We start from the raw sequence: 9,809 nt of genomic DNA, 5'->3' as shown, positions 1-9,809 counted from the left end.
GCCATGCCAGGTTCCGCTGCGTAGTGGCGGGATGAACCAGCTCGTGCGGTCGCCCGCCGGCGGCTCGGACCAGCGCGTTTGGCGGCGAGGAGGCAGGCGCGAGCGGGCCATCCTCGCGACGGCCTCAGCCGAACAGGTCCGCCGGCGCGGGCGGTTCAGCGCCGGGGGGGCTCGGTCGGCTCAGCAGGAAGAGCGCTGTCTCCGCCCGCCAGTTCTCGATCGGCGCGCGCGGGTCGATCTGACGCGCGGCGCGGCCCTCGGCCAGGGAGGCGCAGGCGTCGATGCGCAGCCCCAGCTCGTCGCAGAGGACCACAAAGTCGCGCAGGGTGCAGAGGTGGATGTTCGGCGTCGACCACCAGGGTTCGGGCAGGGCGCCGGTCTCGGGCATGCGGCCCCGGCTCAGGAGCGCCCAGCGGACCTTCCAGTGGCCGAAGTTCGGCACCGAAACCACGGCCTGATCGGCGATGCGGAGTAACTCGGAGAGCACATGCCGGGGCTCGCGCATCTGCTGCAGGGTCTTGGACAGGACCGCATAGTCGAAGGCGCGGGTCGGGAAGTGATCGAGATCGCTGTCGCCGTCGCCCTGCACCACCGCCAGGCCGCGCGCCAGGCCGGCCGCGACGCCCTCGGGGCTGATTTCCAGGCCCTGGCCGTCGACGCCCTTCTCGCGGGTGAGGAGATCCAGCAGTTCGCCTTCGCCGCAGCCCACGTCGAGCACCCGGGCGCCCGGCCGCACCAGCCGGAGGATCTCGGCGAAGTCCTCGCGCATGGCGCTCACTTGAGGCCCCCGGTCACTTGAGTCCCCTGGCGCTGGCCTGGGCTTCAAGGAACCCACGCAGGGTCTGATCGAGCTGCGGCTCGTCCAGCAGGAAGGCGTCGTGGCCCTTGTCGCTGACGATCTCGGCGAAGCTGGCCCGGCAGCCGGCGGCGTTCAATGCCCGAACCACATCGCGGCTCTCGGCGGTCGGGTAAAGCCAGTCGGAGGAGAAGGAGAGCACGCAGAACTTGACCGCGCGGGCCTTGCGGAACGCCTCCGTGAGCGAACCGCCGTGGTTCGCCGCCAGGTCGAAATAGTCCATGGCCCGGGTGATGTAGAGATAGGAGTTGGCGTCAAACCGATCGACGAAGCTGGCGCCCTGGTGGCGCAGATAGCTCTCCACCTGGAAGTCGGCGTCGAACCCCCAGGACAGGCCGTCGCGCTGCAGTTCGCGGCCGAACTTCCGCTGCAGGGCGGCTTCCGAAAGATAGGTGATGTGGGCGGCCATGCGCGCGACGGCCAACCCTTTCTCCGGCCGTACGCTCTCGGCCAGATAGGCGCCTCCGCGCCAGTTGGGATCGGCCATGATCGCCTGACGGCCCACCTCGTGGAACGCGATGTTCTGGGCTGAGTGTCGCGCGGCCGCCGCGATGCAGACCACGCTCTGCATGCGCTTGGGATAGTCGGCCGCCCATTGCAGCGCCTGCATGCCGCCCATCGAGCCCCCGACGACCGCGAACAGGGTCTCGATCCCCAGCGCCTCGATCAGCATGGCCTGGGCGCGAACCATGTCGCCGATGGTGATCACCGGAAATCCCAGACCATAGGGCTGGCCGGTGGCGGGATCCGTCGAGGCCGGGCCGGTGGAGCCCATGCACCCGCCGACGACGTTCGCACAGATGATGAAGTAGCGATTGGTGTCCAGCGGCAGCCCGGGGCCCACCGTGCGCGCCCACCAGCCGGGCTTGCCGGTGGTGGGATGGGCCGAGGCTACATGCTGATCCAGCGTGAGCGCATGGCAGATCAGCACGGCGTTGCTGCGCGACTCGTTCAGACGGCCATAGGTCTTGTAGGCCACCTCCAGCGGCGCGAGCGTCGCGCCGGAATCCAGCCGCAGCGGCTGGTTGGCCGGGAACCGCCAGGCTCCGCCGCCGCTCTCGATCTCCGCTGCGATGGGACCCTGCGCCGTCATGGCCGCGTTGGACCGCCGCGAACCTCAAGTGTCAATGGCTTGCCGTGGGCCGCCTGTCGGCTATGGAAGGGGGGCGTTAGGGAGCGTCCATGGATCGCCTGATCCTCCTGCGGCACGGCAAGGCCGAGCCCGATTCCGTGAGCGGCGACGACTTCGACCGGCGGCTGGCGCCGCGCGGGGTGCGCGAATCCGCCGATATGGGCGCCCGACTGTGCGACATGGGATTCGCGCCCGACGTGGCTCTGGTCTCCACCGCGGCCCGGGCGCGGGGCACCTGGGAGGCGGCTTCAGTCGCCTTTCCGAACACCCGGCCCAGTTTCGAAGCTCATCTTTATCACGCCGATTCCGCGACGATCCGGGACGCCGCCCGCGGCGCGCTCGCCAGTTGCGCCACGGTGATGATCGTCGGTCACAATCCGGGCCTGCAGGAGCTCACCGTCCAGCTGCTCCGCGAGGGTTCGGCGCCGGCGGGGCTGATCGCCAAGGCCCAGCGCGACTTCCCGACCGCCTGCGCTGCGGTGTTCCTGTTCGACGATAACGGCCGCCCGCAGTTCGACGGTCTGTTCATCCCGGAGCGTTGAGGCGGGTGCGCATCTACAAGCTGATGGCCCGGGCCGACTGGGAGGCGTTTCGCGCGGTCGGAACATTCGAGGGCTCGGCCGACGATCGCCGTGACGGTTTCATTCACTTCTCGACCGAGGAACAGACTCCGGAGACGGCGCGGCGCCACTTCGCCGATGTCGCCGACCTCGTGGCGCTGGAGGTCGAGACCGACCGTCTTGGCGCGGCGTTGAAGTGGGAGCCCTCGCGCGGCGGGGCGTTGTTTCCACATCTCTACGGGGTGCTGGATGTTCGGGATGTGGTGGAGGTCGCCGATATCCCGAAGCCCTCGCTCAACACAGGCGCAAGCGGATCATGATCCATCGCCTGGCCACGCGTGCGTTCCATTCGCTGGATCCGGAGGATGCCCACACCGCGGCGCTCGCGGGGCTGAAGCTGGGCCTTGGCCCGTGGGCGCTCGTGACCGATCCGATTCTCAAGGTGGATCTGGCGCCCGGCCTGACGCTGCCGAATCCGGTGGGGCTGGCCCCGGGTTTCGACAAGAACGCCGAGGTGTTCGGCCCAATGTTGCGGGCGGGATTCGGCTTTGTGGAGTGCGGAACGGTCACGCCCAAGCCTCAGGCCGGAAATCCCCGACCGCGGCTCTTCCGACTCTCCGAAGACCGCGCCGTGATCAATCGAATGGGTTTCAACAATGACGGGCTTGAGGCCTTCGCCGGGCGGCTGGCGGGGCGGCGCTGGGGCGTGGTCGGAGCCAATTTCGGCGCCAACAAGGACTCCGACGATCGGGTCGGCGACTATGTGATCGGGCTGACCCGGCTGTGGGGTCTGGCCGACTATTTGACCGTCAATATCTCCTCGCCCAACACGCCGGGCCTGCGGGCGCTGCAGACCCGCGCCGCGCTGGATGAACTTCTGGGGCGACTTGCGGAGGCGGCGCTCGCGCTGCCTGCGGACGGCCGCCGGCCGATGTTTCTCAAGGTGGCGCCGGATCTCGAGGACGGAGAGGTTGAGCAGATCACCGCCGCGGTCGTCGCCCATGGCCTGACGGGCCTTATCGTCGCCAACACCACCGTCAGCCGCCCTTCGCTGCGGTCGCGCCACGCGGAGGAGACGGGCGGACTTTCGGGCGCGCCGCTGACGGATCTGTCGCGGGAGATGCTGACGCGCTTCCGCGCCGCCGCGCCGCCGGGACTGGTCCTGATCAGCGCCGGTGGGATCGGATCGGGCGCCGAGGCCTATGCCCGCATCCGCGCAGGCGCGTCGGCGGTGCAGCTCTATTCGGCTCTGGTCTATGAGGGGCCGGGCCTGGGCGCCGCGATCGCCCGCGACCTTGCCCGGCGCCTGCGCGCCGATGGCTTCAAAACCGTGCAGGCGGCCGTCGGCGCCGGGTGAAGCGCCGCACCCGCGTTGCCCCACGTCGCCCGGGCCGCTATGGGACGAGCGATGGCGGATGCCCGGATTCTCGCGCCCGAACGCACCCGTCGGCTGTTCTGGCCCGGCGGCCTTTCTGCGCGCCTGCTGGTTCTGACCGTGGTCTTCGCGGCCCTCGGCGGGGCGTTAGCCATTCCACCGGCGATGACGGCTTATGAGCGGCAGTGGCTGCTGGACCGGATCCGGGCCGCCGAACTGGCCTCACTGGCCGCCGAAGTGGCGCCCGACCGCGTCGTCTCCGAACAGCTGAAGACTGAACTGCTGGAAGGCGCCGGCGTGGAGATCGTGGCCATCTCGCGCAACGGTGTACGCACCCTGGTGTTCGCCGGGCCCAGGCTGGAGCAGGCGCCCTATGTGGTCGATCTCCGGCCGCAGGCGACGGGTCTGGCGTTTTTCGCGCCGTTCCAGACCCTGCTGGGCGAGGGCGGGCGGATGCGGGTGATGGCCGAGCCCCGGTTCCGGGAGGCCGACTTCATCGAATTCGTCGCGACCGACACCGAGCTGAAGCGGGCCCTGGCGGCCTATCTGTGGCGGCTCGTGGCGATCGTCGCCGGCGTGGCGGCTCTGGCTGGCCTCATCGTCTATGTGGCGCTTAACCTGTTCCTGGTCCGGCCGATGCAGCGGATCACCTTCGCCATGGAACGTTTCCGGGCCGACCCGGAGGACCCGGAAGCCCGCGTGCCGCTGTCGGGCCGCCGCGACGAGATCGGCCGGGCCGAGACCGAACTCGACCGGATGCAGGCCGACCTGCGGGTGGCGCTCAATGCGCGCGCCCGCCTGGCGGCGCTCGGCGAGGCGGTGGCCAAGATCAATCACGACCTCAAGAACATGCTGACAAGCGCCCAGCTGGCTTCGGAGCGGCTGGCGGCGTCGAACGACCCCAAGGTCAGCCAGGCCCTGCCGCGCCTGGAGCGCGCGCTCGACCGGGCGGTGAAGCTGGCGGGCGGCGTGCTGGCCTACGGCAAGACTGAGGAGGCGGCGCCCGACCCGCGCACGGTTCCGTTCCGCGAGGCGGTGAACGAAGCGGCGGCGGAGGCGCGCCTGGACGACGCCGAGGTCGAGCTGGTGATCAAGGCCGCCCCGGGCGCCCAGGTGATGGCCGATTACGACCAACTGCATCGCATCCTGGTCAACGTGCTGCGCAACGCCCGCCAGGCGCTTGAACATCAGGAAGACCGCGCCAGGACAGGCCGCGTGGAAGTGTCGCTCGAGGCGGTCGGCGGCTCCAGCCTGATCCGCATCTCCGACAACGGGCCAGGCATCCCAGAGCGCCTGCGCGAGCGGCTGTTCCAGCCCTTTGCCGGGTCGGGAAGGCCGGACTCGACCGGGCTCGGCCTGGCCATCGCCCGCGAGCTCGCCCAGGGCCATGGCGGCGATCTGGGCCTGTCGGTGACAGGACCGGAAGGCACGGTGTTCGAACTCCGCCTGCCCGGCGCGCCTCGCGCCCGCCGGCCCCGCGCGGCCTGAGTCCGCGCGCTTGCCCACAGCCTCCGGGCGGGCGATCCTGCGCTCATGATCCAAGCCACAAGTCTCGCCCAGGCCCTGCGCCCGTGCGGGCCCGTGGTGGACGCCAAGGCGGCCGCTCGGGCGCGACTCGCGATCGGTGCGGGTGACGGGATCGAGGCCGCGTGGCCGGCGTTGGAGCCCGTCTTTGCGGCGTCGCCCTATCTCGCGGGACTGGCGCGGCGGGATCCGGCTGGGCTCCTGGATCTCCTGGCGTCAGACCCGGATGCTCGGCTGAACGCCATCCTGGCGGACGCCGCCGCCGCCGCCGCGATGCTCGGCGACGCGGCCGGCCCGGTGCTGCGGCGCGCCAAGCGGGCGCTGCATCTTCTGACCGCGCTCTGTGATCTCGGCGGTGTCTGGGACCTCGAACAGGTCACCGGCGCGCTGACCCGCTTCGCTGACGCTGCGGTCGCCGCCGCCCTGACCGCCGCCGCGCGGGACGAGGTCGCGGCCGGGCGTCTGGTATGCGTCGGCGATGGCGCCGAGGGGCCGGTCCCCGGCTGGTTCTGCATCGCCATGGGCAAGCAAGGCGCCTTCGAGCTCAACTATTCCAGCGACATCGACGTCTCGGTGTTCTTTGATCCGGAGCGTCTCGCGCCTTGCCTGGCTGCGGGGGTCGAGCCTCAGGCCTTCGCGGTGCGGCTGACCCAAAGGCTGGCCGAGCTGATGCAGGCCCGGACCGCCGAGGGCTATGTGTTCCGCATCGACCTGCGGCTGCGACCCGATCCGGCCTCCACGCCGCCGGCGGTGAGCACGCCCGAGGCGCTGGAATACTACGAGAGCGTCGGTCAGAACTGGGAGCGGGCCGCCTTCATCAAGGCGCGGGCCTGCGCGGGGGACCTGCGGGCTGCGGCCGATTTCCTGGCCGAGCTCGAGCCCTTCGTCTGGCGACGCAATCTCGACTTCGCGGCCATCGCCGATATCCAGTCGATCAAGCAACAGATCCACATCCACAAGACCGATGAGCGCATGACCGCGGCGGGCGTCGACCTGAAGCTGGGTCGCGGCGGGATCCGCGAGATCGAGTTCTATGTTCAGACCCAGCAACTGATCCTGGGCGGCCGCCAGCCGGGTCTGCGCAGTCCGCGCACGCTGGATGCGCTGGCCGCCCTGACCGAGGCCGGTCATGTCTCGCCGGCCGCCCGACACGAACTCACCAAAGCCTATCGTCGCCTGCGCGATCTGGAGCATCGGGTGCAGATGCTGGCCGACGAACAGACTCATCGCCTGCCGATCGCGACCGAGGAGCGTCGACGCGTCGCCGCCCTGGCCGGCTTCGAACCGTTGCGGGCCTTCGACGCCGGTGTGACGCGCACGCTGAAGACCGTGAATGCGCGGTATGCGGAGCTGTTTGCCGAGGCCGAGCCGCTATCGTCCCGCTTCGGCAGCCTGGTGTTCACCGGCGTCGATGACGACGCCGAGACCCTGCGCACCCTGACGCGCATGGGGTTCGCGGATCCGGCCCGGGTCTCGGCGACGATCCGGGGCTGGCACCACGGACGGGTGGCGGCGACCCGCACCGCTCGGGGCCGGGAACTGTTCACCCGGCTGGCGCCGCGCCTGTTGGAGGCGGCCCACGCCACCGGCGCGCCGGAGGTGGCGTTCGGGCGGTTCGTCGATTTCTTCGGCGCGCTTTCCAGCGGCGTGCAGCTGATGTCGCTGTTCCTGGCCCAGCCCAGGCTGTTCGAGCTGGTGGTGCGGGTGCTGGCGTTCGCGCCGCGACTGGCGACGACCCTGGCGCGGCGACCTGCCGCCATAGAGGCGATGGTCGATCCGGGTTTTTTCGGGGACTTCGACATCGAGACGGAACGCGCGGCCATGGCGGCCACGGTTTCACGGACGGAGGGGTTCGAGGCGGCGATGGATGCGGTGCGCCGCCAGCATCGCGAGCAGGCCTTCCGGATCGGCGCGCAGGTGATGAGCGGCGCGGCCCGCTCCGAGGAGGCCGGCGCGGCGTTCGCGGACCTGGCCGATCTCTGCATCGGCGCCCTGGCGCCGGCGGCCCTGGCCGAGGCCGCGCGGATGGGCGGCGCCTTCCACGGCCAGGTCGCGGTGGTGGCGCTTGGCAAGTGCGGCTCCCGCGAGATGAGCGCGACGTCCGATCTCGATCTGATGACGCTCTATCGGGCCGACGACCCAGCGGTGGTGTCGGCGTTGAAAGGCTGGGACGCCTCCACCTTCTACGCCCGCTTCACCCAGCGACTGATCGCGGCGCTGTCGAGCCCGACCGCCGAAGGTCAGCTGTATGATGTGGACATGAAACTCCGGCCGTCCGGGGCCAAGGGGCCTGTCGCGGTCAGCTGGAGCGCATTCGAAAGCTACTACGGCGCCGAGGCCGAGACCTGGGAGTTCCTGGCTCTCACCCGTGCGCGGGTGGTCTGGGCGTCAGATCTGGACTTCGCCGGCGACGTCTCGGGGGCGATCGCCAGGGCTCTGCGTCGCCCGCGTGATCCGGCCGCGACCGCGGCCGATGTGGTCGAGATGCGATCGTTGATGGCCCGCGAGCGCCCGCCCGCCGGCCCGTGGGACCTGAAGCTGGCGCCCGGCGGCCTGGTCGATATCGAATTCGCCGCCCAGTATCTGCAGATCATCCACGGCGCGGCCGGCGGACCGCTGGAGTCCAACACCGCCCGCGCCCTGGCCGCTTTGGGCGACGCGGGGCTGGCTTCGGCCGATACGATCTCCGCCCTGTTGGAGGCCTGGCGCCTGCAACAGGACCTCGCCCAGCTCCTGAAGGTGGCGCTTGCCGATCCGCCGGACCCGGATCGCGAGCCGCGGGCCTTCCAGACCCTGCTGGCTGGCGTCGGCGGCGCACGCAGTCTCGCCGGCCTCAGGTCCCGGCTGGCCGCCGCGCAGGCTGCGGCGCGCAAGGCCCACGAGGCGGTGATGAGGGCGCCGACGGAACCTGGGCCGAGGCGCGTGAAAGGAACCGGGCAGGGCATTCCAACCTGATCGAGGACCTATGATCCGCACAACCTTCTTCGCCGGCCTGCTGGCGCTCTCCGCATCCGTCGCCCTGGCCCAGCCGGGCCCAGGACGCGAGCCGCCGAACCCCGACATCGACAACGACGGCAAGGTCACCCTCGCCGAGTTCAAGACGGCCCAAGGCCAGCGTCAGGACCGGATGTTCGGCCGCATCGACGCCGACGGCGACGGCAAGATCACCCAGGCCGAGGCCGACGCCATGGCCAGGCGGGCGGAAGCGGCCGGTCGCGGTCCGCCTGGGGGCGGCCCGGGAATCATGGGCCTGGACGCCAACAAGGACGGCGCCGTCACCCGCGCGGAGATGGACGCCATGACCGAACGCCGCTTCAAGATGACGGATACGAACTCAGACGGCTGGCTTTCGAAGGACGAGCTGGCCAAGTCTCGGCAGGGCAGGCGTGGCGGACCAGGCCCCGGATAGGCCCGCGCCGGCCCGCGGAAAGGTCTGGTTTGACGGATCCCGACGAGGCGCTGCTGTCGCGCGTGGCCGCAGGCGACGCGGCGGCGGTGCGCGCGCTCGTCGGGCGCAAGCTGCCCAGGTTGCTGGCGCTGGCCGGCCGGATGCTGGGCGACCCGCGCGAGGCCGAGGATGTGGCCCAGGAGGCGTTTGTCCGCATCTGGCGCCAGGCCTCGCGCTGGCAGCCGGGCGCCGCCAAGTTCGACACCTGGCTGCATCGGGTGGCGCTCAACCTCTGCTACGACCGGCTGCGTCGCCGACGCGAGACCGCCTATGCCGACCCGCCGGACCGGCCCGACGAGGGCCCGGCGCCGGACCGGGGCCTGGAAGCCCACGACGTGGGTCGCCGGGTGGTCCGCGCGATGGCCGCGCTGCCGGATCGCCAGCGCGAAGCCGTGACGCTGTGCCACTATCAAGAGCTCGGCAACATCGAGGCCGCCGCCATCATGGGCGTCAGCGTCGAGGCTCTGGAGAGCCTGCTGGCGCGAGGCCGCCGGGCGCTGCGTGCGGCGCTCGCGGATCTGAAGGAGGGCTAGAGGCATGACCCCCGAACGCTTCGATGCGCTCGCCGAAGCCTATGGCGGCGACGTCGCCCGTTGGCCTGAAGGCGAGCGAGAGGGTGCGGCGATGTTGATGGCGACGGACCCCGCCCGCACGCAAGCCGTCCTGGCGGCTGCTCAGGCGCTGGACCTGCGGCTGGATGCCTGGGGCCCTCAGCGCGTGACGCCGGACCTCGCGGACGCGGTGCTGGCCGGTGCGCCGAAGCCCAGGGCCGGATCCTGGTGGCGCGGCTGGCTGGCGCCGGTCGGGATGGGGGCCGGACTGGCGGCGGCCTGCGTGGCGGGCCTGCTGGTCGGAACCCAACTGGCTGTCGCGCCGGTCGCAACCGACCCGGACGCGGAGGCCCTCGTCACCGC

Annotated in this window: 10 protein-coding genes; 8 read left to right on the top strand and 2 right to left on the bottom strand. The window is 70.9% G+C overall.

Annotated features, from left to right (window positions below; all coding sequences use genetic code 11):
* Positions 1-124: 124 nt before the first annotated feature.
* Positions 125-769, bottom strand: coding sequence for a methionine biosynthesis protein MetW (gene metW / locus ACIQ3R_RS10825; protein WP_397418331.1), 645 nt, complete (start codon positions 767-769; stop codon positions 125-127).
* Between the two features lie 22 nt (positions 770-791).
* Complete coding sequence (locus ACIQ3R_RS10820) at positions 792-1,949, bottom strand: homoserine O-acetyltransferase (protein ID WP_397418327.1); 1,158 nt, start codon at positions 1,947-1,949, stop codon at positions 792-794.
* Positions 1,950-2,038: 89 nt separating this feature from the next.
* Here ACIQ3R_RS10820 and ACIQ3R_RS10815 point away from each other — a divergent pair, with 89 nt between their 5' ends.
* The 8 genes from ACIQ3R_RS10815 to ACIQ3R_RS10780 all read left to right on the top strand — a co-directional run.
* Positions 2,039-2,530, top strand: a complete 492-nt coding sequence (locus ACIQ3R_RS10815) for a SixA phosphatase family protein (protein ID WP_397418325.1) — start codon at positions 2,039-2,041, stop codon at positions 2,528-2,530.
* Between the two features lie 5 nt (positions 2,531-2,535).
* Positions 2,536-2,868: a DUF952 domain-containing protein gene (locus ACIQ3R_RS10810; protein WP_397418323.1), complete on the top strand. Its 333-nt coding sequence runs from the start codon at positions 2,536-2,538 to the stop codon at positions 2,866-2,868.
* Positions 2,862-3,905, top strand: a complete 1,044-nt coding sequence (locus tag ACIQ3R_RS10805; protein WP_397418329.1) for a quinone-dependent dihydroorotate dehydrogenase — start codon at positions 2,862-2,864, stop codon at positions 3,903-3,905. The genes ACIQ3R_RS10810 and ACIQ3R_RS10805 overlap by 7 nt, the downstream gene beginning before the upstream one ends.
* A gap of 51 nt (positions 3,906-3,956) precedes the next feature.
* Entirely contained in the window at positions 3,957-5,411 is a 1,455-nt protein-coding gene (locus ACIQ3R_RS10800) for a sensor histidine kinase (protein ID WP_397418321.1), read from the top strand.
* Positions 5,412-5,456: 45 nt separating this feature from the next.
* Positions 5,457-8,402, top strand: a complete 2,946-nt coding sequence (locus ACIQ3R_RS10795; RefSeq protein WP_397418319.1) for a bifunctional [glutamine synthetase] adenylyltransferase/[glutamine synthetase]-adenylyl-L-tyrosine phosphorylase — start codon at positions 5,457-5,459, stop codon at positions 8,400-8,402.
* A gap of 10 nt (positions 8,403-8,412) precedes the next feature.
* Positions 8,413-8,856, top strand: a complete 444-nt coding sequence (locus ACIQ3R_RS10790; RefSeq protein WP_397418317.1) for an EF-hand domain-containing protein — start codon at positions 8,413-8,415, stop codon at positions 8,854-8,856.
* 29 nt (positions 8,857-8,885) lie between these two features.
* Entirely contained in the window at positions 8,886-9,428 is a 543-nt protein-coding gene (locus ACIQ3R_RS10785) for an RNA polymerase sigma factor (protein ID WP_397418315.1), read from the top strand.
* Between the two features lie 4 nt (positions 9,429-9,432).
* On the top strand, positions 9,433-9,809 hold a 377-nt coding region (locus ACIQ3R_RS10780; protein WP_397418313.1), incomplete at its 3' end, for a hypothetical protein.

This window comes from Phenylobacterium sp. (genome assembly GCF_044371015.1).
Classification (GTDB): domain Bacteria; phylum Pseudomonadota; class Alphaproteobacteria; order Caulobacterales; family Caulobacteraceae; genus Phenylobacterium.
This window is presented reverse-complemented; position numbering and strand designations above follow the sequence as displayed.